The organism is Cellulosilyticum ruminicola JCM 14822 (genome assembly GCF_001311925.1).
Classification (GTDB): Bacteria; Bacillota; Clostridia; order Lachnospirales; family Cellulosilyticaceae; genus Cellulosilyticum; species Cellulosilyticum ruminicola.
On the sequence record NZ_BBCG01000003.1, the window covers coordinates 1 to 25873 of the forward strand.

Below are 25873 nucleotides of genomic sequence, written 5' to 3' on the forward strand. Positions count from 1 at the left end.
AAGGGTTATACAGCCTGATGTATTACCATATTTATCCTATTTATAAGTTGAGATAATCTAGCACATGTCGTTTATATAATAGATAAAACCCCCTAGTAAAATATTATTCACTAGAGGGGCTTTCTACTTTTATTTAATTGCGTATTGACGCATTAGGTAAAAATGGTAAAATTTAATGCTAATGGATATAAAAAAATATCAACTATCTCATACCTTATTTCACACAATATTTCTCTAAATAAGCTTCCATTTTTTCTTTCATCTCATCATCAATATATACTTTACCATCAATCTCTACATTATGGATTGTATCAATGATTTCTCTAACTGTTACAATAGGGTATGTTTTGATACCGAATTCTTCTTCGATTTCTTGGATTGCTGTTTTTTCGCCTTGGCCTCTTTCCATTCTGTCTACTGAAATGATAAGGCCTTCGATTGATACATTAGCTGCACCTTTGAGGATTGGGAATACTTCTCTTACAGCTGTTCCCGCTGTGATAACGTCTTCTACGATGAGGACTTTATCGCCATCTTGAAGTTTGTAGCCTACCATTGTACCGCCTTCGCCATGATCTTTGGCTTCTTTTCTATTGAAGCAGTAGTTAAGATCTTTGCCATGTTCATTTGAAAGGGCAATAGCTGTTGCTACTGATAATGGAATTCCTTTGTAAGCAGGTCCGAAAAGTGCATCTACATCTTCTAAACCATTTTCCATAATATTTTTAGCATAGAATTCACCAAGTCTAGCTGCTTGTGCACCTGTTTTATAGTTGCCAGTGTTTACGAAGTAAGGTGTTTTACGACCACTTTTTGTTGTGAAATCTCCAAATGTAAGTACGCCTGATCTAACCATAAATTCTATAAACTCTTTTTTATAACTCATGACTCTTCCTCTTTCCTATCTTTTTATATTTACTCTTAAATCTTATTATCAATATATAACTGTAATAACCTTATTCTATTCCTGATACTCATTCAAAAAACACTTCTTATATCAATGTGTTTCATACCTGATTACCAATCAACTTTCATCTTGTTGCTATTCTTAGTAAGACCATTCAAAGAGCCTTTAGCAGCGTTTCTTGAAATAACAAGCTTAGACTAGTACAAAATCAGTAAGGTATAGCTAGCAACTAGCTTTAAACCTCTTACCGCTTTCTTTCTACTCGTTGCAAAGATATTTTTAGCCTAACGGCAAGAGTGAGTGCACGATAAATGATAATCTACCTCTGGAGTATTTTGCTGATAGTCTTAATGAAGTGATTCAAAGAGCTTTTAGCTGTGCTGTCTGAGCGCAGCGAGTTCACAGCGTTTCTTTGAAGCACGAGTTTAGACTATCACAAAATACGGAAGGTGTAGTTAGCAGCTAGCGTGCGCTCACTCTGCCCTTTAGCCCTAACCCTAAATATCTCCCTATCCTTGGAAGGCTTCACGAATTTCTTGAAGGTTTTTAAATCCGTATCTTTCCATATAAGTAATGAGCTCATATTTGATATCAACTGGTGCTGTAGGATTTGCAAAGGCTGCTGTTCCAACAGATACGGCATCTGCACCTGCCATAATAAATTCCACGACGTCTTCTCCTGTCATAATGCCGCCAAGTCCGATAATTGGAATGTTTACGGCTCTCCTTACTTGGTAAACCATTCTAACTGCTACTGGTTTAATGGCTGGTCCTGAGAAACCACCCATTTTGTTGGCAATCACTGGCGTTTACGATGGACGTCAATTTTCATGCCAAGTAATGTATTGATTAATGAAACCGCAGCCGCACCTTCTGCTTCTACTGCTTTTGCAATAGAAGTAATGTCTGTGACATTTGGTGTGAGTTTAATGATGATTGGTTTGTTAGTAAGCTTTTTCACTTCTCTTGTGACTGTAGCTGCCATATCTGGATTGGTTCCGAAGCCAATGCCGCCTTCTTTGACGTTAGGACATGAGATATTCACTTCTAACATATCTACATCTGTTTCATTAAGTCTTTCTACTACATCGCAATATTCTTGGAGGCTGTGTCCTGCTACGTTTGCAATGATTTTTGTATCGAACTTTCTTGCAAATGGGAGTTCATTTTCAATGTAGTAATCTACCCCAGGATTTTGAAGTCCTACTGCATTAATCATACCGCCATATGTTTCTGCGATTCTTGGTACTGGGTTTCCGTCCCAAGGCGTACTGGCTACCCCTTTTGTAATCATGGCACCAAGTTCGCTTAAATCATAGAATTCACTGCTTTCATGAGGTGAGAAAGTTCCTGAAGCTGTTGTAATAGGGTTTTTAAGTGTGACACCTGCAATGTTTACACTTAAATCAATACCTTTAGCTGCCGCTGCCTTATCGATATTTGCATTATTCATCCCATTTTACCTCACTTCCTAAAAAGACTGGTCCATCTTTACATACTTCTTTTGTTCGTAACCTTTTTCATTTTGTGCTTTTGTTTTACATACGCAACCTACGCAAGCGCCATAACCGCAGCCCATACGTTCTTCAAGAGAAACTTGTACTGGTGTATTTACGCTTTCGCAGTATGCTGCAAGTGCACGAAGCATCACTTTTGGTCCACAGCTATAGAAGTAATCACCTGAAATGCCTTCTGCTTTGATGCAATCAATGACATTGCCTTTGAAACCTACACGTCCGCTATCTGTGGCAATATATACTTTTACACCAAGGTTTTCAAGTGTTTCCACTAAGAAAGGGTCATCTCTAAAGCCAAGTACTGCAATTTTTTCGCCTGGAATTTGTTTCGCAAGTTCTACAAGTGGTGGCACACCGATTCCGCCACCTACTAAAACGCTGACTTTAGCCTCTTTTTGTACATTATAACCATTGCCAAGTGGTGTACTTACGCGGATTGTATCACCAGCTGTAAGTTTTGAGAACTCTCTTGTCCCTTCTCCTACTACGCCATAGACAAGTGTAATCGTGTCTTCACCGATTTCACTAATGCTAATCGGTCTAGGAAGTAATGTACTTTTAGATTCTGGATAAAGGTTAACGAATTGTCCTGTCTTTGCAGTACTTGCCACTTCCGGTGCTTTGATGATCATTTTGCAAATCATAGGGGCAATTTCGCTTTGCCCTATGATTTGTCCATTTACTACTTTTTACTCATGATGACTTACTCCCATATCATAAATTCCTGATTCTTCTGTTGTCACTTGTTTTTCTACGATGTCAGCCATAGCTCTTACCGTATCTAATGAAGTAAAGATTTGTACAGAAGCTTCTACTGCAATACGACGAATTCTAAATCCATCACGTTTAGAGTCATTTCCTTTAGTTGGTGTATCTACAACTAAGTCAATTTCACCACTTCTAATGAGTTTGAAGATTTCATCATCCTCATTGACAAATTTTGTACCATCTGTTTTTGTAAGTTTTTCAACAACTCTAGCTGGGATACCGTTTTCTTCAAGTTTCTTAGCTGTACCATCTGTTGCTATGAATTTATAACCAAGATTTGCAAAGCGTTTTGCAATGCCTACGAATTCATCTTGATCATATTTTTGAATGGTTGCAAAGATTGTACCACCTTGTTTTGGAAGGCTTCTGCCTGCTGCGACAAATCCTTTGTAAAGTGCTTCTTCTACAGTTTCACCTACACCTAATACTTCTCCTGTAGATTTCATTTCTGGTCCAAGGCTTACTTCTACTCTTGGTAATTTTTCTGTAGAGAATACTGGTACTTTAATGGCATGGAATTTATTTGGTTCTGGATAAAGTCCTGTGCCATAGCCAAGTTCAGGGATTTTCTTACCAAGCATTGCTTCTACGGCAAGGTCAATGATTGGTACACCTGTTACCTTAGAAATGTAAGGAACTGTACGGCTTGAACGTGGGTTAACTTCGATAATATAAAGGTCATTTTTGTATTCGATATATTGAATGTTAATCATACCAAGTACTTTAAGCTCTTTTGCAAGCATTTGTGTACATGTAATGATTTTTTCTTTAATATGTTCTGGAATGTTGACACTTGGGTAAAGTGTTGTACTATCTCCAGAGTGGATACCAGCTCTTTCAAGGTGTTCCATAATACCTGGAATTAAGATATTTTCACCATCTGAAAGGGCATCAACTTCAATTTCACGTCCCATCAAATATCTATCGATAAGGACTGGATTTTCTGGGTCACGATCAAAGGCATTGATTAAGTATCTTTCAAGTTGATGTGCTTCATAAGTGATTTCCATACCTTGACCACCGAGTACGTAAGAAGGTCTTACAAGTACTGGATATTCAAGTTCTTCTGCCACTTTGAGTCCTTCTTCAATTGACCAAATCGCTTTTCCTTTTGGACGTTTAATATGAAGCTTTTCAAGAATTTCATCAAATTTTTCACGGTCTTCTGCTTCATCCATGTGTTTTGGATGTGTACCAAGTACTGGAATGCCCATTTTGTCACAGAATTTAGCAAGTTTAATCGCTGTTTGACCACCGAATTGAAGAATCACACCCATTGGTTTTTCTTTTAAGAAGATATGGTAGAAATCTTCATCTGTAAGTGGTTCGAAGTAAAGTTTATCAGATGTATTGAAGTCTGTACTTACTGTTTCTGGGTTATTGTTGACTATGATTGTTTCAATGCCTTTTTTCTTAAGGGCCATAATCGCATGTACAGAGCAGTAGTCAAACTCAATACCTTGACCGATTCTTATAGGACCTGAACCAATAACCATGACTTTTTCACAATTAGATACTTCTACTTCATCCACTTCATCATAAGTTGAGTAGTAATATGGTGATTCAGCTTCGAATTCTCCACCACATGTATCAACCATTTTATAAACAGGGACAATGTTCCATTTGAAACGAAGTTCACGAATATCATCTTCTGTGACACCAATTAATTCAGCGATAGCTTTATCAGCGAAACCACGTTTTTTAAGTTTGCGTAAAAATGCAGGTGTAAGTTCTGAGAATTCCATTTCAGCAAGGCGTTCTTCTTGTTCGACAATCCAGCGGAATTTTTCAACAAAGAAGATATCCATACCTGTAAGTTTACATACTTGTTCTTTTCTATAGTGACGACGAAGCATTTCAGCTAAAGCAAAGATTCTTTCATCATCAGCGATTACAACTTTTTCTTTAAGTTCATCAAGTGTACATTTCGCAAGTTTATTGTGTTTGAAACTAAATTTACCGATTTCAAGTGAACGAAGTCCTTTAAGGAAAGCACTTTCGAAGTTGTTTCCGATGGCCATGATTTCACCTGTTGCCATCATTTTTGTACCAAGTGTACGTTTCGCTGTATAGAATTTATCAAATGGCCATTTTGGAATTTTACATACGACATAGTCAAGTGTTGGTTCGAAACATGCATATGTTTTACCTGTTACTGTGTTTGGAATTTCATCAAGTCCGTAACCAAGGGCGATTTTAGCTGATACTCTCGCGATTGGGTAGCCTGTTGCTTTAGATGCGAGGGCTGAAGAACGGCTTACACGAGGGTTAATCTCGATAACAGCATATTCGAAGCTATCTGGGTTAAGGGCAAGTTGTACGTTACAACCTCCGCGGATATCACAAGCTGAGATGATATCAAGTGATGCACGACGAAGCATTTGATATTCTCTATCTGAAAGTGTTTGAGAAGGTGCTACTACGATACTATCTCCTGTATGAATACCTACTGGGTCAATGTTTTCCATATTACATACTGTGATACATGTCCCATAGCTGTCACGCATTACTTCGTATTCGATTTCTTTCCAGCCCTTGATACATTTTTCAATTAATACTTGGTGTACACGAGAAAGGTGAAGTCCGCTTGCACAAATATCGCGAAGTTCTTCTTCTGTTTCAGCGATACCACCACCTGTACCACCTAATGTATAAGCTGGTCTTACAACTACTGGATAACCGATTTTTCTTGCAAAGATTACAGCGTCTTCTACAGATTCTACAATATCACTTTCGATGCAAGGTTGGTTAATTCTTGCCATAAGGGCTCTAAAGAGTTCACGGTCTTCCCCTTCTTTAATGGCAGAGATTTGTGTACCGATGACACGTACATTGTATTTATCTAAAACACCTTTGTCATATAATTCTACTGCAAGGTTAAGGGCTGTTTGTCCCCCTACGCCTGCAAGTAAACTATCTGGTCTTTCTTTTGCAATAACTTTTTCAAGGAACTCTACTGTAAGTGGTTCGATATAGATTTTGTCTGCAATTTCTTTATCAGTCATGATTGTCGCAGGGTTACTATTAACGAGGACAACTTCAATGCCTTCTTCACGGATTGCTTGACAAGCTTGTGTTCCTGAGTAGTCGAATTCTGCTGCTTGTCCGATAACGATAGGACCTGATCCTATAACTAAAACTTTTTTAATACTATTGTCTCTAGGCATTTAATTTTCCTCCTTGCATAACTGTAATGAATTCTTCAAAAATGTGGGCTGTATCAGTTGGCCCTGGACATGCTTCTGGGTGGAACTGTACGCTATAGATATCTAAGTCTTTGAAATACATTCCTTCTACAGTTTGGTCATTCATATTTGTATGTGTTACTATGGCACCTTCTGGCATTTTTGCAACATAGTAGTTATGATTTTGAGATGTAATATAAACACGGTTTGTAATGAAGTCTTTTACTGGATGGTTACAACCATGGTGACCGAATTTAAGTTTTGCAGTGTCGCCACCTGTTGCAAGACTGATGAGTTGATGACCAAGACAGATGCCTGTAATTGGTTTTTTACCAATGAATGATTTTACCATTTCTACTGTCTCTGGTACATCTTTAGGGTCAGCTGGTCCATTTGATAAGAAGATCCCATCTGGATTAACTGCTGCCACTTCCTCAGCTGTGGCATTGTATGGAAATACGCTCATGCTGCAGCCAAGTGCTTCAAAGGAACGTAAGATATTTGCTTTAATCCCACAGTCAATGACTGCAATATGTGGTTTGTTTTCGCCTTTGATTTTCTTCGCTGTAATTTCATATTTTTCTTTTGTTGTCACTTCTGGTACAGCGGATGTATTACTAAAAGCATCAATTTTCATTTTAATTTGACTTGGTGTAAGTTCTCTTACAGCAATGATGGCACGCATTGTTCCATAATCTCTTAATACTTTTGTAAGAGCTCTTGTATCGATGCCTTCAAGGCCGATGACTTTTTGTGATTTTAAATAACCATCTAATGTAAGCTCACATCTAAAGTTATTTGGATAATCACTTTTTTCTCTTACAATAAGTGCTCTTGGATGGGCTTTATAACTTTCCATATCATCAAGGTTTACCCCATAGTTTCCAATGAGTGGATATGTCATCACAACCATTTGTCCATAGTAAGATGGGTCTGTAAGTATTTCTTGATATCCTGTCATCCCTGTATTAAATACAACTTCACCAATTGTTTCTTTTAAGTATCCGAAGGCTTTACCCTCGAATACCATGCCATTTTCTAAAATTAATTGTGCCTTCATTAACGCATCACTCCTTGTAAATCATCTCTCATAGCTATGACTGCTTTCTTTGAAGCTATTGCAAACTCTTTTTCTGTTACTTCTGCATCTTTTTTATAAGCCGCAATGATACCACGTGATGAATTAACAATGATACCATTTCCATCTTTATCGAAGTAATCTTTGAGGTCTTCTGCTTTTCCACCTTGTGCACCATATCCTGGTACTAAGAAGAATGTATGTGGCATTCTCTTTCTAAGTTCCATTCCTTGTTCCTTATAAGTAGCACCAACTACTGCACCAATGCGGCTATATCCCATAGTCCCCATTGTCATTTCACCCCATTTGCTTACAAGGTCAGCGGCTTTGTCATAAACTGGTACACCTTCTACTTGTAAATCTTGAATTTCGATGCCACTTGGATTACTTGTTTTCACTAAGATGAATAATCCACGGTCATATTTGTTACAAGCTGCGATAAATGGCTCAATTCCGTCAAATCCCATATATGGATTAAGTGTTACGGCATCTTCTTGCCATAAGTCAAAGTGCATATCTTCGATTTCTACTCCTGCAATATGTCCAGCATAGGCAGCTGCTGTAGAAGCGATATCACCTCTTTTAACATCCCCAATGACGATAAGACCTTTTGATTTAGCATATTCGATTGTTTCAATATAAGCTCTTAAGCCTTCTAAACCATATTGCTCATACATAGCAACTTGTGGTTTAACTGCTGGAATAAGTGGTGCGACTTCATCTAAAATGCTCTTATTAAATTTTAAAAACATTTCTGCTACTGCTTTAGGTGTTTTCCCATATGTTTCAAGCATTTCTTCTTTGATAAAAGAAGGAATCATCGCATAAGTAGGATCCAAACCTACAACTGTTGGATTTTGAACTTCTTTGATTTTCTTAATTAAGCGATCAATCATTTTTCTATCTCCTTTTAGCTTATATTTGACAAAATACACTATTGTTTTTTATACATTTGTACTAACATTTATTTTAACATTTTTTATTCTTTTTTCAATCTTTTTTGTTTTATTATGCATTTTTTTGATAAACTATGCGTCCATTTACAAGGGTATATGCCACATCACCTGTCACTTCCATACCGCCAAATGGTGTGTTTTTGCTTTTACTTACAAATTTTGTTGGATCTATTTTATAAGTAACTTCTGGATCTAAAATTGTAATGTCTGCTACTTTTCCAACACTGATATCCCCTTTGTCAATGCCTAAAATCTGAGCTGGCTTACTGCTCATTCTTTCTACAAGTGCCATCGGTGAGATAAGTCCTGATTTTACAAGTTGTGTATGACTTACTGCGAAACTTGTTTCAAGTCCTACGATGCCAAATGGTGCTGCTTCAAACTCTACATTTTTTTCATCATAATGATGTGGTGCATGGTCTGTAGCGATGACATCGATCACGCCTTCTTGGAGGGCTGCTTTAATGGCTGCTACATCTTCTTTTGTACGAAGTGGAGGGCTCATTTTTTTGTTGGCATCATAATCACCTAAGATACTGTCATCTAATGTGAAGTAATGTGGTGCTGTTTCAGCTGTTACATTGACCCCTTGCATTTTTGCAAAACGAATAATTTCTACACTGCCTTTTGTACTAATGTGGCAAAGGTGTAATTTCACCCCTGTATATTTAGCAAGTAAAATATCTCTTGCGACAATGATTTCTTCTGCTTCTCTTGGAATACCTTTAATGCCAAAGAGCTGTGCATTTTCACCTGCGTTCATTGCCCCACCTGTTAAAGTTTTTTCTTCTGTATGAGACATCACTGGGATGTTAAATGGTTTCACATATTGCATGGCTTTTTTCATAAGTCCTGCATTAGCTACTGTTTTACCATCTTCACTAATAGCACAAATGCCGTGTTCTACCATTTTTCCGATATCAGCAAGTGTTTCACCTGCTTGGTCTTTTGTAATAGCCCCAATTGGTAATACATTTACACCGTTTGCTCTAGAAGCCATGGCATTGATGTATTCTACAACACATTCATTATCAATAACTGGTTTTGTATTTGGCATACAACATACTGTTGTAAAACCGCCTTTTGCTGCTGCTGCTGCGCCGCTGGCGATATCTTCTTTATGTTCAAAGCCTGGTGCTCTAAAGTGAACATGTAAATCAATGAGGCCTGGTACAACCCATTTATCTGTAGCATCAATTGTTTCATCTGCTTTCCAGTCGTTTCTCTCGCCAATATATATCACTTTACCCTCTTCTACCCAAAGGTCTGTTACAGCCTCAAAGTTTGTGTTTGGGTTAATAATCTTACCGTTTTTAATACAAAGTTTCATCTCTATGCTCTCCCTTCACGTAGTAACTCTAAAATTGCCATTCTCACTGCTACACCATTTGTGACTTGTTCATCAATTACTGATACACCGCTATCTATAAGTTCTGGCATCAATTCAATACCTCTATTAACTGGTGCTGGATGCATTAAAATCGCATCCTCCTTAGCATATTTAAAAATCTCTTCATCTATACCATAAATTTGACTATATTCTCTAAGGTTAGGGAAAAGTCCACCTTTTTGTCGTTCTAATTGGATACGTAATGCCATAACAATATCTGCATCTTTTACAGCTTCTTTAAGATCTGTTGTTACTGTGCATCCTAAAGCTTCCATGCTTTTAGCCGTTAATGTGCCAGGTCCTGCAAGAGTCACTTTTGCACCAAGCTTAGTGAGTCCAAATACGTTAGATCTAGCCACACGGCTATGGGCGATATCCCCAATAATTGTTACTTTTAAATTTTTAAAGCCACCTTTTTTCTCATAAATTGTATAAAAATCTAATAAAGCTTGTGTAGGATGTTCATTGGCACCATCTCCTGCATTAATGACAGATGCTTTAACATTCTTAGCTAAAAGATGTGGTGCGCCACTCATGCTATGTCTTAAAACCATAAATTCAGTGCCCATGCGATCTAATGTAATCCCTGTATCTACAAGTGTTTCACCTTTTTTAACACTACTTGTCGCTACCCCTAAATCAAGTACATTAGCACCCATATATTTTCCTGCTGCTGTAAACGCCATTCTTGTACGTGTACTATTTTCATAAAATAAGGTAATCATGGTTTCACCATTAAGGTCATTTCTTTTTGGGGCATTACCTAGTACGATAGATTTCATACCTTCTGCACGTTCTAAGATCATCATAATCTCTTCTTTTGATAAATCTCTAATACCCAATAAGTCTTTTCTATTAAGCATCCTACACCATCCTCTAATTATGCATTTTTTATTTTTGACAAAAAGAAAAGGCAATAATAGAAAAGTCCTATCATTGCCTTTTTGCTCACTTAAAAATATATATTTTGTTACATTAGCATCATATATTATGACCTAACGCAAAATATATATATGTACTACTTTATTAAAATAATTATAAAATGTTCCAAAGTATGTGAACTACTTTAAGTTACATTTTATAATTTATTTGACGAAATCATCTCTTCCTTTTTGGTCTCTCTGTACCAAGCTTAAAGGCAATATTTGTTCAATTTGTCTATAAAATTTTTAACTAAAAATACTTTAACACTCTTTTATTACAGTGTCAATATATTCTACATATTTATTTTTTATTCTTCAACTTGTCCTAGCATTTGATAAATTTTATAGAAATCAAGCTTAGACGCTGTCGTATAACTTGTCTTATCAAGGTCACCTACTATGACGCTTTCTTCATCCATCACAAGTGGTGATGGGATGCCATTTGTATAGCGAATATGATGACTTAATGTATGTTGATTTTTATCTACCATTTTGATAATTTCAATTTCATCCGCATAACCAAGTGCAAGTCCTGCGCTTGGGAATGGCTCACCTTTCCAAGACATTCTTAATCCATACATGCTGATATTTGTATTTGAAATGGCACTAATTTTATATAAATCTTTTACTTGCTGCTCACTTAGCATATGAAATTCATCAACTACAATATAATCATAATTATTCATAATGATTTCATTCACATTAATACTTTCATCTGGTGAAACAAGTAAATCTGCTTTTACTTTATCTTTAATAAGCCTACTGCAAATAAATCCCCCGTCTCTTGTATCCATTGCTGGCTTAAGGACTAATGTTCTTAAATTTCTAATTTTTAAATTTTGCACCTCTGCAATGGCTCTTGCAGATTTAGAAGAACCCATTACTCCTACCGTCACTTTAAAAAAACCCATGACTTCGTCTCCTTTTTAATAAAATTTCGCTTTTAGCATTATACTATATAAATTTACGAAATTAAATTCTTGACATATGCAAATTTAATTTATCCCTTATATTCATAAGACATAAGTGCTTCTTCATCCATTTCTAGAAGTCCCCTTAAAAGCTGTCGGCGCTGCTTTTCATCTACTACCTTATCTTTAATTACTGTACGAAGTTCTCCTAATTTCTGCACATAATTTCCAAAGTCCTCAGAATACTTTTCTTCTAATTCTCTTTGGATTTTAGCCGCTAAGGCTGGACTATTGCCACCAGTTGAAACGGCAATGACTAAATCTCCTCTTTGCATACTGCTTGGCACAATGAAACTAGAAAGCGCTTCATTAGTAGCAATATTACAAAGGATATGATGAGCTCTGCAATATAGGGCAATCCCTTCATTACACGCCTGATCACTAGTAGCTACAATCACAAGCAAAGCCTCTCCCCTTAATTGTTCTAACATTGCCATTTCAAATGGACTTTCTATACATTGAATAGGTAACTCTTTTAATGCTTCTATAAACCTTTCACTAATCACCGTTACTTTGCCGCCATAGGTTAATAAACTTTTTACCTTACGATAAGCGACGTTACCGCCACCTATGACTATACATCTAAATTGACTTAAATCTAGCATTAATGGATAATACATATTTTTCCTCCTAAATCTTATTTCTTCCTTATATATCCTTTCTTTCTATTTTATCTTATTTTTATGTATTTAAATAAGGATTTTAACTTTTCAAGGCGTTACATTAACAAGTTTATCTCATAATTTACTAAATGTCTTTGTTAGAAATACCTATTTTTTCTTATTCCCTGCAAAATGGTGCAATAGTTTTCATTTTCTTTCATCATAAATCAGAAAAATCAAACCTGGTTTTCAGATGTTTTCTAAGGCCTATTCTTATTAACTTTTTCATAAACCCTTTAAACATAAGCTTTTTGTTCTTTATTAAATAATCTATATTTTCTTTCAAATAAATACACCTTATTTTTTTCTTGCATTTTAAAACTCATTATGTTAACTTATATATAGTAAATCAGATAATTCATCTATATGCGTGTGCTTTATTACGCACATATTGACTAGAATTAACTAGAAATTTAGACGGAGGTATTACATACATGAAAAAGCTTTCAAACACGACTAAAACCCTTATCGCCTTAGTTTTAGGTGGAATCTTTGGGATTTTCCTTTCGGTACTCCCTGAAAATAAATTTGTTCAGACTTATTTATTAGATGGCATTTTAAAACTAGCAGGTACAGGCTTTTTAAATGCAATTAAACTTATCGTTGTACCTTTAGTATTTGTTTCAATTGTTTATGCCACAGCTTCTTTAGATGACTTAAAGAAAGTCGGACGCATCGGTGGTAAAACATTTATCTTTTATATGCTAACAACAGCACTTGCAATTATTCTTGCTTTAAGCATTGGCGGGATTTTAAAACCTGGTATTGGCGTAGATCTTGCAGCCATTAAAGCAAATGAAATTGCCACAACAGCAAACGCAACAAGTGTAAATTTTGTAGATACACTTTTAAATATGATTCCAACAAATATTTTTGCAGCCTTTTCAGAAGGGAATACACTTGGTATTATTTTCTTCGCCCTTTTACTTGGACTTAGCATTACAGCAGTTGGCGAAAAGGCTCAGCCACTTCTTACTGTATTCGAATCAGCTAATGAAGTCCTTTTAAAACTTGTACAAATGATTATGCACTTTGCACCATATGGGATTTTCGCACTTTTAGCAACTACATTTGCTAACTTTGGTTTTACAGCCCTTATGCCACTGATGAAATATGTTTTAACAGTTCTTTTAGGACTTGCCCTTCAACTCTTAGTTGTTTATATGGGAATGTTACTTTTCATTGGTAAATTAAGACCTTCTATATTCCTTAAGAAGTTTGCACCAATCTTCAATGTGTGTTTATCGACTTCTTCTTCAAGTGCGGCGTTGCCATTAGCCCTTGAACACTCTGAGGCTTCATTTGGTGTTTCTAAAAAAGTAAGTTCATTTACATTACCACTTGGCGCAACAATTAATATGGATGGTACAGCTATTATGCAGGGGATTTCTGTAATGTTCATTGCTCAAATCTACGGGATCCATCTCGGACTTAATGACTATCTCATGGTAATTCTTTCAGCTGTACTTGCTTCAATTGGTACTGCCGGAGTACCTGGCGTTGGTATGATTATGCTCACTATGGTACTTGCATCAGTTAACTTACCACTTGAAGGGATTGCCCTTATTATGGGTGTTGACCGTATCATCGACATGTTCCGTACAGCAGTTAATGTAGCTGGCGATAATGTCTGTACACTTTTAATTGCTAAAAATGAAAATGAATTTGATGAAACAGTTTATAATCGCATGGATAATAGTGATTTTTAATTAGACTAATTTAAATAAAAAACAGATAAAATATAAAAATACCCTATAGAGAGACATTAATAAAAAGTCTACCCTATAGGGTATTTTTGTATATAATACTATAAACGTGCATAAATGCATCCAATTAATTACCAAACTCTTACCCTTTACTGTCACCAAGTCAAGTTCATGTTGCTTAAGTGTTTTAATAAAGTCATTAATTTTTATACCATCTTCTCCATCACCTCTAGGGAAGATTTTACGATTAGATTTTAGAGCACCAAGATAGTTAAACCCTATCTGAGTTGCAGCATTAAATAATGCCGCACAACTATACCAACTATCAGCTAAAACATAGCCTTTGTTAACTGGATGCGGTAGCTCTTTTAATAAGTTTGCAGCTATTTCTATTTTACTGGACGCATCTTTTTGATAAAGTACAATGTCATATTGGATCACAAGGTCTCCACATCGAAGCATAACAACAACAAACTGATGTCCATATACTGTTTTTCTTTTTAAATGGGAGTTATGAAATGAACAACCTTGAATGATATTTTTGGCCTTTAACGAGGGCACTATTTTCTCATTAACCGTATCATCAATAATAATGTAAATCGGTTCGTGAGTATCTTTCGAATGTTGCCATATACGCTTAATAGCTATATTTTCATTTTCTGAAATAGCAAAAATTCATCCCATAAACTTATTGGAACTAATTTTGCACGTTTATAGTTTATAAATAAAACAAGGAGTACGTTACACCTTCATGTATACTTACTCCTTGTTTTATTTATTGAATCTTTGTTTTTATTTAGATGGTACCATATTTTTGTCTTTTAAAACGACGTCATGTGCGCCACCTTCTACAATACTTACAGAAGATACAAGTGTAAGTTTTGCTTTTTGTTGTAATTCAGAAATACTAAGGGCACCACAGTTACACATTGTTGAACGCACTTTACTAAGTGTAACTGCAAGATTATCATGTAAGCTTCCTGCATAAGGTACATAAGAATCTACCCCTTCTTCGAAAGAAAGTTTCGCTGCACCACCCATATCATAGCGTTGCCAGTTTCTAGCTCTTGATGAACCTTCTCCCCAGTACTCTTTCATATAGTTACCATTTACAAGTACTTTGTTTGTTGGGCTTTCATCAAAACGTGAGAAGTATCTTCCGAGCATACAAAAGTCACATCCCATTGCAAGTGCTAATGTAATATGATAATCATGAACGATGCCACCATCCGCACAAATAGGCACATATACACCTGTTTCTTTGAAATATTCATCTCTTGCTTTAGCAACTTCAATAACTGCTGTTGCTTGACCACGTCCGATTCCTTTTGTTTCACGTGTGATACAAATAGAACCGCCACCAATACCAACTTTGATAAAGTCTGCCCCTGCATCAGCTAAAAATCTAAATCCTTCTGCATCTACAACATTTCCAGCACCTACTTTAACTTTATCTCCATATTTTTCACGAACATAAGCGATTGTCATTTGTTGCCACTCTGAAAATCCTTCAGAAGAGTCAATACAAAGCACATCTGCTCCAGCTTCTACTAAAGCTGGTACACGCTCAGCATAATCTCTTGTATTGATACCAGCACCTACGATATAACGTTTAGAAGCATCTAAAAGTTCATAAGGATTTTCTTTATGTGATTCATAGTCTTTACGGAATACAAAGTAAACAAGTCTTTGATTTTCATCAACAATAGGAAGGGCATTTATTTTATGATCCCAAATAATATTATTTGCTTCACTTAATGTAATGCCTTCTTTTGCATAAATTAATTTATCAAGTGGTGTCATAAATTCTTTTACTTTTATATCAGGGTCAAGACGACTAATACGATAGTCTTTACTTGTTACCATTCCTAAAAGTTTACCACTAGAAGAACCATCTTCTGTTACTGCAACTGTTGTATGTCCTGTTTCTTCTTTTAAAGCAATAATATCTTTTAAAGTTGCTTCAGGACTAATGTTCGAATCGCTAGGTACAAAACCTGCTTTGTAACTTTTAACACGTTTAATCATATTGGCTTGCTCTTCAATTGTTTGAGAACCATAAATAAAAGAAATACCACCTTCTTTTGCAAGTGCAACTGCCATTGTATCGTTTGAAACAGATTGCATGATTGCAGAAACAAGTGGAATATTCATTGAAAGTGCAGGTGTTTCCCCTTTTTTAAATTTAACAAGCGGTGTCTTTAAAGACGCATTAGCAGGAATGCACTCCTTAGATGAATATCCAGGAACCAATAAGTACTCACTAAAAGTATGAGAAGGTTCTTCATAATAGTATGCCATTATATTCACTCCTTAAAATATTTTATACAAAAGTATAACGCTTTCTGACATAAAAAACAATATTTTTTATAATATTAATCATTTTTATAGTATTTTTAAATATTTAACTTTATTTGTTGCAATATGTGACAATTTAAATTGAATTTATGTCTTATTTTTGACTATTATAACCTATAAAATATTGTTTAAGATAACCCCCTTACAAAAAAACACCTATACAATTTATTATTATTGTATAAGTATTTTTATTCTTAATATCTACTAATAACTTATATTAAATTATAATTTAAACTTATTAATCTGTGTTTCTAAGTTTTGAACAAGTTTTAGTAACTGCTCAGAACCTTTACCAATGTTTTTGCTAGATTCTCTAAATGTGTTTGTAATGTCAGCTACTTCTTGTGAAACACTTGAAATGTTCTTAACTGAATTAACTACTGAATCTTTACGTTGTTTATTATAAACTGAAAGAAACGCTAATTCTTCTGTTTTAGAAATGATATTTTCAATAGCTGTTCTCATTTTAGTAAATACTTTTAATGTATTTTCACTTTCATCACGTTGCATCGCCATATCTTGGTTCATATTTCCAGTGGCATTAATGATATTTTCTCCTCCAGCTAAAACAGCACTAATAATTTTTGTAATTTCATCAGCAGATTGTTGACTTTGTTCTGCAAGCTTTCTAATTTCTTCTGCTACAACACTAAATTCTTTTGCTCTTGCCGCTTCAATAGCCGCATTTAATGCTAATAGTTTGTTTGAGAAGCAATTTGTGTAATCGTTGTTGTAATACCTTGAATAGATGAAATACGCTCATTCATTCAGCTAATATTCACATTAAATTCATCGAATGCACCATTTACAACTTCTGCTGATTGGTGTAATCCTTCCATTTCAATTTTGCTGTACTTCACTTGATTTTCCATCTTTGAAGCATCTATTACAACTGCTTCAATACTTGCATTCATTAATTCAATATTATTACTAAGTTAGTCCATTTCTTCATTAACTTTTCCAACTTCCATAGATTGGTTTGTATTGCTTCCTGCATCGTTGTTGCAATGCTCATGCTTCCTTGAATCATACGTTCCGAGATTTGCTCTAATTCTACATCTTCATTATTTAAAACGACTACATCTTCTTTTACACTACTTAAAAGTACTTTAAAACCTGCTACCATTTCACGAATTGATTGACTCATCACGCCAAGTTCATCTTCACGTTTATATAACTCATCTTCTAGTAACTGTGTAAAATCACCTGTTGCATATACTTTAAGCTGAGAACAAATTAATTTAATTTGCTCACTAATTCTTCTTCCTAAGAACCAAATCGCACCGGCTATCACAATAATTCCTAAAGTAGCAACAACAACTAACAATTTGTTAATTATACCTACTTCTACTAAAACAGCACTTTCAGGTACTTCAAAGGCCATAGACCAACCATCTGAGCCTTCAACATTTGTATAAACTACAAATTTATTGATCCCATCATTAAACTTCTCTACATTACTTTGCCCCTGTATCATTCTTTTTTGAATTTCAGCAATTTCTTGTAAGCTCTTTTCTTCCTTAGCTGCCTCTATTAAGTTATATTCTTCACTTACTTCTTCAGCATCTTCTGAAGCAATTACTGTCCCTTTTGCATTAAGCATATAAGCCGTTCCTATATTATAGTATTTTAACCCATTAATTAAAGAAGCTAAATAATCACTATCAAATCTACAAGTAACTGCACCTACAAATGTATCACCATCTTTAATTAGTGCACCTGTAAACATGGCATATTTACCTGTTACTGGATTGTATCTTGGTTCATTAATATATGTTTGACCATTTTTTAATACTGTATAGTAAACACAGTCAGAAACATCTTTTTCATATCCATCAATAGAAGTTAAATAACCATCTGCATTAATATACCCTAAGGCAGTAATCCCGTATTTTTCGCTATATAACTTAAAATAAGTTTCTAAATGCTTTACTTTATCAGCATCACTAATATTAGGATCTTTTAATGTTACGTCATTGGCAATAAATGTGAAGATACTTACGCGTTCTTCTAAATTTTTAGTTACAACCTGTGAAGCATCTTTAATCATTTGCTGCATACTTTGTATTTTAATTGCACTAACTTGACGATTAATATTAAGCCCAATAATAATAAATACTGTATCAAATATGAGTACACTTACGCCTACTATATATATTAGGACACGGTAAGTAATAAATTGTTTGAGTTTTTATCTCATTATGTTGCCCCCTTTAGTATATATTATGTCAATTGTACATCGTCATTTAATCACCAAATATTAATATTTTTTACAGAATATTAAGTTTTTAATACAAAAAAGGATTTATAACTCAAAAGTTATAAATCCTTTTTACATCCTCATATAAATTAATCATTTGCTGCTTCTAAATCTATATCTTGACTATAATCTACTCCTTCAAATCCAAAACCAAACATATGATAAAAGTCATCCCAATAACCTTTAACATCTGCAAGTGTAGCTATATTTTCTGTTGTTACCTTATCCCAATTTTCCATAACTTCTTTTTGAACTTCTGATTTCATTTCATAATCATCTAGACGTATACGATTCATTTCATCTACTTCTAGGCTGTTTAACTTATCACGTAATAAACGATCCATTTGTTCAATACAGCCTTCATGAAGTCCTTTTTCCTTCATGATTTTATAAAGCAATGTAATATATAAAGGGACTACAGGAATTGCAGAACTTGCTTGTGTCACAAGTGCTTTATTTACTGAAATATAAGCTTTAACATCTTTTTGACTTAACATCTTAGTAATTTCTAAAGAAGTGTCATATAAGTGTGCTTTAGCTGCACCTATAGAACCTTGATAATAAATAGGATATGTAAGCTCAGGCCCAATATATGAAAAAGCAATTGTTTTAGCCCCTTCTTCCAATACATCTGCATCACTTAAAGCCTCCATCCAATCCTTCCAATCTTCTCCACCCATAACTTTTACAGTGTGAGCGATTTCTTCCTCTGTAGCAGGTGCTATAGAGGCCTTAGTAATTGCATGATTCTTTAAATCTAAATTCTTATTTTCAAAAGAATCTCCTACTGTTTTTAAAACAGATTTATATACTGTCCCATCAGCTACTTGACGACGTGGTGCAGCTAAACTATAAATGACTAAATCTACTTTTCCTAAATCTTCTTTAATAAGTGCTATAGCTTCTTTTTTTACTTCCTTTGAAAAAGCATCTCCATTAATTGTTTTTGCATAATGCCCTTCAGCTTGTGCTATTTTTTCAAAGGCTTTTGTATTATACCAGCCTGCTGTAGCTGTACGACGCTCCGTTCCTGGTTTCTCAAACATAATGCCAAGTGTATCTGCTTCGCACCCAAAAGCTGCTGCAATACGTGCAGCTAGTCCATAGCCTGTAGAAGCACCAATGACTAATACTTTTTTTGCCCCTTCCATTTTCCCTTTTGATTTTACATAATCAATTTGTGCCTTTACGTTTGCTTTACATCCTTCTGGATGGGCTGTTGTACAAATATAATCTCTTACTTTTGGTTTAATAATCATTTGTTTACTCCTTTATAAAACTTTTAGCTTGATGAATCAAAAAGCTAGTCTGCTCATCAAATACTTCTTCGTTTACTTCCTTTCCTTCTAAGAAAGCTTTTGCTGGTTCTAAAATGATTTCATGCCCATATGTTCTTGTCCCAATCTTCTCTTCCAATAAATATGTAGGTCCTCCTATTGAAAAATGAATATCATCATATTCAGGTTCAATATAAAAAACTTCCCCTTCATGCTTTTTATAATCTGTTTGATAAAAAGCAATCAAGTAAAGAAATGCAAACTGCTTTTTTAAATTTTGACTTGGTACTTCATAAATGCCTTCCGAAAGCGCCATTTGTGCTACTAGTTTCTGAAATGCCATAAGGTGCTCCATGTTTTTGAAAGTAATCACTTTAACTCTCCTTTTGTGTAATACTCAAGTTATATTTCTAAATGTTGTTATTATTATATCATTATCATCTTATTTTTTATATATTTATTATAGTCATAATTTATTTTATTATTAAAATTAAAATATCCATTTTATACATATTTTCATTTTAATAGCAAAAAGCTAGAGATTTTCTCCAGCTTTTTTGCTATAGCATTTATTCATTATTTAATAATGCATCAAGCCTTATTAAAATAACAGCCATTTCTGCTCTTGTAAGTGTTTTATACGGTGCCATACGATCTATTGCAATCCCCTCTAAAAGTCCTGTATTATAGCAGTAGTTTAATGCTTCTTGATGTGAAGTACCATTGATATCTTCAAACGCTTTCATTTCATTAATCGTATTTAACTGCCCGTCTGTGATTTCATATAATACTTGTGCCAAAAGCTCTCTCGAAATTGGTGCATCAACTAACTGTGCAATACTGCTTAATGTTGCTTCACTTAATTGACTTCCAATAGACACTTTATGTGCATAAGCCCAGTTATCCTCATTTTTGAAATATCTCATAACAACATCACTTGAACACTTTGCTGCCCCCCGATGTTTTGTAAGTAATATACGATTCAATAACGTAAATGCATCATCTACTTTTAAACTTTGCTGTGGTGCAAATTTTGTAGTACTTATCCCTTGAATAATGCCTTTTTGCACTAACTCTTTTACTGCTGAATATGCCCAGTGTTTTGTAGATAAATCCTTAAAATGCATCTCTTTATTTTTTACATTTTCTTGTTGCTCTTTTTCTAAGTTATCATAAGTTACTTTAGAATCACTCCCTTGACTAACATTGGTTTTACTACTATGCCCCCCACTATTAGGTTTACTTAAAGCTAATGTTTCACTTGGCTTAGCTGACTCTCCTGATTTAGTATTAAGATAACATACAAAATCATCGATGGTTCCCCAGCCTCCAGCATCACATTTTACAGACATACCGATTGTTAACGTACCATCTGCTACCACAACTTGGTTTAGATTAGGCTGCTGCCATTGTTTCCAGCCATCTACACCTGTTTCTTCCTTATAAATATGTTCTCCACTTTGGGCATATAAATAAATTTCACTATTTTTACAATCTCCGCCTTGAATAGCCCCACTAATAGTATATGTGCCATTTTCAAGTCCTGTAAGTGTTTGACTTATTTCAAAATTTTGCTCCGTATCTGCCCAAAAGTGTACACTATATTCTCCACTTAACGCATCTGCATTATTTTTTTGATACGTTACATAATCCTTATTTTCTCCTAAATATTTAATTTGCCACATTTGATAATCTTCTGTTTCAAAGCTTGGATTTTTCACAAGGTTATACGGTTTAATAGTTAATAAACATTTAGCTACAGCACCTTCTACTGTTATCCCTTCAATTTCATAGCTGCCGATCCCTGCATTTTGTGCTTTTTTAATTTCTTCTTCATCCCAAGTCACTGTAATATCTTCTTGAGAATGATCATTATAATAACCTTTTATCCTTAATGGTAACGCTATAACTTCGCCAACCTGCACATCCTTATTCACTGTTTCTAAACGTAATAAGGCTTTCTGACCTATAGCCCATTTTTTAAGTAGCGATAAGTATATAATGATGGTAATGGTTTACCTTCCATATCAAAAAATGCCTCATTATCCCATGAACTGCCCCCATACCATTTACCTGCATCGTCTGGTTCATATTCTCCTGCATAAGAAGCGGCCCAACCCGAACCATAGGTTTCCCATTTCTCACTACGTGCTTCTAAACTCTCTGCTGGCACCTTAATCCAAGCTGGTTCCCAATAAAACACACCAATACCCGCTTCGCCAACCTTTACTACAGCTTCTACTACATCTCTTAAGCAAGTTGCTTGTCCTTGTGGCGAAACATCATAATTTAAAATTTCTCCAGTAGCACCTGAAACAGAATTGCCATGCCCATCTGTGTCTTCTTTAGTATAAATATAAGATGTTTCTGTTACCATAACCTTTTTATCATATATATCTGCTACATTTTTAAGTACACTCGTTAAGTTTTCTAAAGACCCATGCCAAAATGGATAATAAGAACTTGCAAATACATCATAATCCACTTCATATTGACTGAGTTTACTTGCGAAATCACTATAATAATTGGCACGCTCTGGATTCGTAAAATGAAGCGCTATTAATATGTTTTCATCAATTTCTCGAATAGCACGGCTTCCTGCATTAAAGAGTTTACATCTATTTTCCCACACCGTCTCGCCACAAAAACCATTGGTCGTTTCATTACCTATTTGAATCATACCCACATCTACACCTTCATCTAAAAGTTTTTGTAAACTTTCTTTGGTATAGTCATAAACGGCTTTTTCCTTTTCTTGCAAACTATAATTTTCCCATGCTTTAGGTACTTTTTGTTTACCTGGATCTGACCAAAAGTCTGAGTAATGGAAATCCACAAATACTCTCATACCAGCATCTGTCGCACGTTTTCCTATTTGTATGGCTTTTTCAAGATCATTATTTCCGCCTCCATAACCATTTCCCTTGGCATCATAAGGATTCTGCCATACACGTACACGAATATAGTTTGTACCAGCTTCTTTTAAGATTTTACAAAGGTCTTCTTCTTCACCTGCTGCGTTATAATATTTTACGCCACTTGCTTCTTCTGCTATAAGACTTGAAATATCCATACCTTTTATAAAATCATCTGGTAAATCCTTTACATAATCTACAAAAATATCTGCCATCTCAGGACTTGGCATTAATTCTTCTTTTATTGCTACTAATTTCACTTCATCGATATAACTATACGCATTAGGTGCCGCATTGATTTCAAGCGTTACTGGCACATCCCCAATTTCTGCTGTTTCAAATTCAAAACTCACTTCTTGCCAATTGTTCCAACCTTCATTAATTGTAATTGCTGAAGATGTAGTACTTGCTGCTTTAAAAGTTAAATCTGCCCTTTCTCCTCCCATTACTTTTGCTGAAATACGGTATTTACCACTTGGCAAATCTTTTGCCGTCTGTTTAAGTGAAATGGTATGATTTTGTGTTTCACTACTATCTACCCAGTAAGTGATTGCATACTGACCATCTTGTCCTTGAATCCCACCAACCTCATTATATGCTTTAACTTTCACCATGGCTTTATCCCAAGAAGTCGTTTTGATTTCCCAATCTGTCCATACATTTTCTTCATCTTCGAAACTTTCATTAACAATATAATTCACTGTTCTTGCATATAATGTTTGTACTGGCATACTACTCATACATAAACTTCCTGCTAATAAATAAGCTAATCTCTTGTTCATCTTCTCACCCATTCTATTTTAATAAATCCACTCATAACATTGCATATTCATCAATAACATAATTGATTAATCTATACTTTAACAAACTATAAAAAAGAAGCAGGTCTACTTATTTAATAGGCATGCTTCTTTTCAAAGTTCGCTTACTACATCATTGTAAATGTATGACAATATTCACTTTCAGCAGTTACTTTAACTAAGTCAAGGGCTCTGCCATTCTTCATTTCTGGCCATTTTTCTAAGAAAATAGGTGCATTTTCTTCAAGTGGCATAATTTCTAAACGTAATTTTTTTGGGAATCCAAAGCGTTTTGTTCCCACTTCCCATACGCGACTTGTGTAGAAATGATCATCTATATATTCATCACCTAAGTATAGCTTTCCACTATCACCGGCATAATCAATTTGGAGGAATAAATCATTTTGTGTTTGATCCTGGTTAACAACTGTGATTTCATATACTTTTTTCTCATCACTTTCTGAAATAAGTGTATAACTTACTTCTGGTACATTTACAACTGTTTGACTTTCATAAACTGCAAATTGTCCTTCATCTACTTTTCTTTCAAAGCCTTCTGGTACCTTTTCAAATGCTGGATAAACTTTCATACTTGCTCTGCCGCGTCCTACAAGTGTAATACCTTCATTTGTTTGTAATACTGCGCCATCACTAATAATTAAATGCTCTACACTACCTTTTACTTTCCAAGCATTTTTTGCTTCCTGCCTTGTTAATGTAAGGATTTCATTTGTGCCAAGCTCACCTTCTAACACATAATTTACAGGTCTATCACTATAAAATACATATGTTCTTTCATTTAATTTGCAAAGTGGTACAGCATTAATTGTTTTAAGTGTACAGCTTCCCATCTTCATATTAAATGGATAGAAAAAATAGTCCCTATCCGCAATGTCCATAGCTGGATATGTCAGTGTTTCATCTGCAAGCTTAACAGTTAATGTAACATTTTTATGTGCTGCTATATGATAACGTCTTTGATAGTTATTGACAAAGATATAACCAGACTTCCCATTATGTCTATAGCTTGTACGTAAATCTTTAAAGTTAGTAGGATAAAGTGGATTGCTTTCTGGAATAATAGCTGGCATTTCACAAAGAGTCTCTCCAAAATCCTTTATAAACATTGTAATAAGTTTAATCTCTTTAAAAGTCTCTGAGATTTGACCATATTGTCTAATCGGTGCTCTAAAGTCATAAGAAAGCTCTGGAAGATCATTAATTGAACCTGTTGCTTTAGACTCTTGTAAAAATGAAAGTTTACCAATTGGATTTGTACCACCGTGATACATATAATAACCAAGTAAATTCACACCGCTGCCAAGTTTCACCATTGTCATAGCCCCAATGTCTGCAGATGTCGCAATTGGTCTTCTATGATGTGTGACTTGAAGTCCACCGCCAAGTTCTGCTGTTAAGTATGGGAATTTACTCATATCAAATGTAATCCCTGTACCAAATCCAAAATCGCTTCCTATATTATGGTCATTGCGTTCATGTGTGAAAATATAATTACCACTTGGTTCAATTTCTGTAAGACGTTGATCCCAAGGTGCTTCACAATATCCACCCATTACAGGTAAAAGTCCGCCAGTTACAGCCCCCCCCAACCTGTTGCAGTATAAATAGGTACTTCAAAACCAATCTCTTTTGCCATCTCTGTGAGAAGACGCATATGTTCTTCCCCTTCTTCCCCATTCATGCCACCACAGTGACCATATTCATTTTCAATTTGTATGCCAATGATTGGCCCATCATCTTTTAAAAGCAAGCCTTCTACTTGTTCATAGATCTTTGTGTAAAACTTACGTACTTCTTCTAAATAAGCTGGATCATTGGTGCGTACTTCAAAGTCTTTTTGTAAAAGCCAATCTGGAAATCCGCCATTTCTAACTTCTGCATGACACCAAGGTCCTATACGTAAAATCATTTGCATATCACAGTCTTTACATGCTTGTACGAAGCCTCTTAAATCATTATTTCCTGAAAAGTCATATTCATCTTCGATTTCTTCATGATGAATCCAGAGCACATATGAAGAAACCACATCTACACCTCCAGCTTTCATTTTATAGAGTGATTCATGCCAATAGGCTTTAGGATATCTTGAGTAGTGGATTTCTCCCATAATAGGGAACCAAGGTTTTTGGTCTTTAAGCATATATTTTTCATTGTAGCCAAATGTTGTAGTATTCATTTT

At 34.9% G+C, this 25873-nt stretch carries 21 protein-coding genes and 1 pseudogene; 1 reads left to right on the forward strand and 21 read right to left on the reverse strand.

Features of this window, described 5'->3' with window-relative positions; genetic code table 11:
- Window positions 1-214 precede the first annotated feature (214 nt).
- From pyrE to JCM14822_RS01720, 10 genes and pseudogenes are all read right to left on the reverse strand, one after another.
- Window positions 215-886: an orotate phosphoribosyltransferase gene (pyrE, locus tag JCM14822_RS01675; RefSeq protein ID WP_054739076.1), complete on the reverse strand. Its 672-nt coding sequence runs from the start codon at window positions 884-886 to the stop codon at window positions 215-217.
- A 530-nt stretch (window positions 887-1416) separates the two neighbouring features.
- Window positions 1417-2318, reverse strand: a pseudogene (locus JCM14822_RS24355) (dihydroorotate dehydrogenase).
- A gap of 60 nt (window positions 2319-2378) precedes the next feature.
- The gene (locus JCM14822_RS22905) at window positions 2379-3068 is read right to left on the reverse strand and encodes a dihydroorotate dehydrogenase electron transfer subunit (protein WP_304502427.1); all 690 of its coding nucleotides are present in this window, start codon (window positions 3066-3068) and stop codon (window positions 2379-2381) included.
- Between the two features lie 45 nt (window positions 3069-3113).
- Complete coding sequence (gene carB / locus JCM14822_RS01690) at window positions 3114-6359, reverse strand: carbamoyl-phosphate synthase large subunit (protein WP_054739078.1); 3246 nt, start codon at window positions 6357-6359, stop codon at window positions 3114-3116.
- Window positions 6352-7437, reverse strand: coding sequence for a glutamine-hydrolyzing carbamoyl-phosphate synthase small subunit (carA, locus tag JCM14822_RS01695; protein ID WP_054739081.1), 1086 nt, complete (start codon window positions 7435-7437; stop codon window positions 6352-6354). Before carA ends, carB begins: the two co-directional genes overlap by 8 nt.
- Complete coding sequence (gene pyrF, locus JCM14822_RS01700; RefSeq protein WP_054739083.1) at window positions 7437-8351, reverse strand: orotidine-5'-phosphate decarboxylase; 915 nt, start codon at window positions 8349-8351, stop codon at window positions 7437-7439. The genes carA and pyrF overlap by 1 nt, the downstream gene beginning before the upstream one ends.
- 112 nt (window positions 8352-8463) lie before the next feature.
- Window positions 8464-9741, reverse strand: coding sequence for a dihydroorotase (locus tag JCM14822_RS01705; protein ID WP_054739085.1), 1278 nt, complete (start codon window positions 9739-9741; stop codon window positions 8464-8466).
- Between the two features lie 2 nt (window positions 9742-9743).
- A complete protein-coding gene (locus JCM14822_RS01710; protein WP_054739087.1) occupies window positions 9744-10664 on the reverse strand; it encodes an aspartate carbamoyltransferase catalytic subunit in 921 nt (306 codons plus the stop codon).
- Between the two features lie 368 nt (window positions 10665-11032).
- Window positions 11033-11635 carry a hypothetical protein gene (locus JCM14822_RS01715; protein WP_054739088.1) on the reverse strand — a complete coding sequence of 201 codons (603 nt, stop codon included), beginning with the start codon at window positions 11633-11635 and terminating at the stop codon, window positions 11033-11035.
- 89 nt (window positions 11636-11724) lie between these two features.
- On the reverse strand, window positions 11725-12315 hold the full coding sequence (locus tag JCM14822_RS01720; protein ID WP_054739090.1) for a precorrin-2 dehydrogenase/sirohydrochlorin ferrochelatase family protein: 591 nt from the start codon (window positions 12313-12315) through the stop codon (window positions 11725-11727).
- Between the two features lie 476 nt (window positions 12316-12791).
- On the opposite strand from JCM14822_RS01720, the gene JCM14822_RS01725 reads away from it, so the two are divergent.
- Window positions 12792-14066, forward strand: a complete 1275-nt coding sequence (locus tag JCM14822_RS01725; protein ID WP_054739093.1) for a dicarboxylate/amino acid:cation symporter — start codon at window positions 12792-12794, stop codon at window positions 14064-14066.
- Here JCM14822_RS01725 and JCM14822_RS01730 read toward each other — a convergent pair whose 3' ends face one another.
- The 11 genes from JCM14822_RS01730 to JCM14822_RS21435 all read right to left on the reverse strand — a co-directional run bounded on the left by JCM14822_RS01730 (window position 14067) and on the right by JCM14822_RS21435 (window position 25870).
- Entirely contained in the window at window positions 14067-14624 is a 558-nt protein-coding gene (locus JCM14822_RS01730) for a transposase (RefSeq protein WP_054739096.1), read from the reverse strand.
- Window positions 14625-14855: 231 nt separating this feature from the next.
- The gene (locus JCM14822_RS01735) at window positions 14856-16364 is read right to left on the reverse strand and encodes an IMP dehydrogenase (RefSeq protein ID WP_054739102.1); all 1509 of its coding nucleotides are present in this window, start codon (window positions 16362-16364) and stop codon (window positions 14856-14858) included.
- A gap of 279 nt (window positions 16365-16643) precedes the next feature.
- A complete protein-coding gene (locus JCM14822_RS18950; RefSeq protein ID WP_083461213.1) occupies window positions 16644-17171 on the reverse strand; it encodes a methyl-accepting chemotaxis protein in 528 nt (175 codons plus the stop codon).
- Between the two features lie 17 nt (window positions 17172-17188).
- Window positions 17189-17335 (reverse strand): hypothetical protein, encoded by a 147-nt coding sequence (locus tag JCM14822_RS19895; protein WP_157047585.1) that lies wholly within the window; start codon window positions 17333-17335, stop codon window positions 17189-17191.
- Entirely contained in the window at window positions 17335-18480 is a 1146-nt protein-coding gene (locus JCM14822_RS01745; RefSeq protein ID WP_083461214.1) for a methyl-accepting chemotaxis protein, read from the reverse strand. The genes JCM14822_RS19895 and JCM14822_RS01745 overlap by 1 nt, the downstream gene beginning before the upstream one ends.
- A gap of 290 nt (window positions 18481-18770) precedes the next feature.
- The gene (gene fabV / locus JCM14822_RS01750) at window positions 18771-19940 is read right to left on the reverse strand and encodes an enoyl-ACP reductase FabV (protein ID WP_054739109.1); all 1170 of its coding nucleotides are present in this window, start codon (window positions 19938-19940) and stop codon (window positions 18771-18773) included.
- A 4-nt stretch (window positions 19941-19944) separates the two neighbouring features.
- A complete protein-coding gene (locus JCM14822_RS01755) occupies window positions 19945-20301 on the reverse strand; it encodes a hypothetical protein (RefSeq protein WP_172674748.1) in 357 nt (118 codons plus the stop codon).
- 226 nt (window positions 20302-20527) lie between these two features.
- Window positions 20528-21895, reverse strand: a complete 1368-nt coding sequence (locus JCM14822_RS01760; RefSeq protein WP_054739111.1) for an S-layer homology domain-containing protein — start codon at window positions 21893-21895, stop codon at window positions 20528-20530.
- A 29-nt stretch (window positions 21896-21924) separates the two neighbouring features.
- Window positions 21925-23655 carry an arabinogalactan endo-1,4-beta-galactosidase gene (locus tag JCM14822_RS01765; protein WP_054739112.1) on the reverse strand — a complete coding sequence of 577 codons (1731 nt, stop codon included), beginning with the start codon at window positions 23653-23655 and terminating at the stop codon, window positions 21925-21927.
- Between the two features lie 146 nt (window positions 23656-23801).
- A complete protein-coding gene (locus JCM14822_RS01770; RefSeq protein ID WP_242861368.1) occupies window positions 23802-25283 on the reverse strand; it encodes a beta-galactosidase in 1482 nt (493 codons plus the stop codon).
- The gene (locus JCM14822_RS21435; protein WP_242861369.1) at window positions 25268-25870 is read right to left on the reverse strand and encodes a beta-galactosidase; all 603 of its coding nucleotides are present in this window, start codon (window positions 25868-25870) and stop codon (window positions 25268-25270) included. Before JCM14822_RS21435 ends, JCM14822_RS01770 begins: the two co-directional genes overlap by 16 nt.
- Between the last annotated feature and the right edge of the window lie 3 nt (window positions 25871-25873).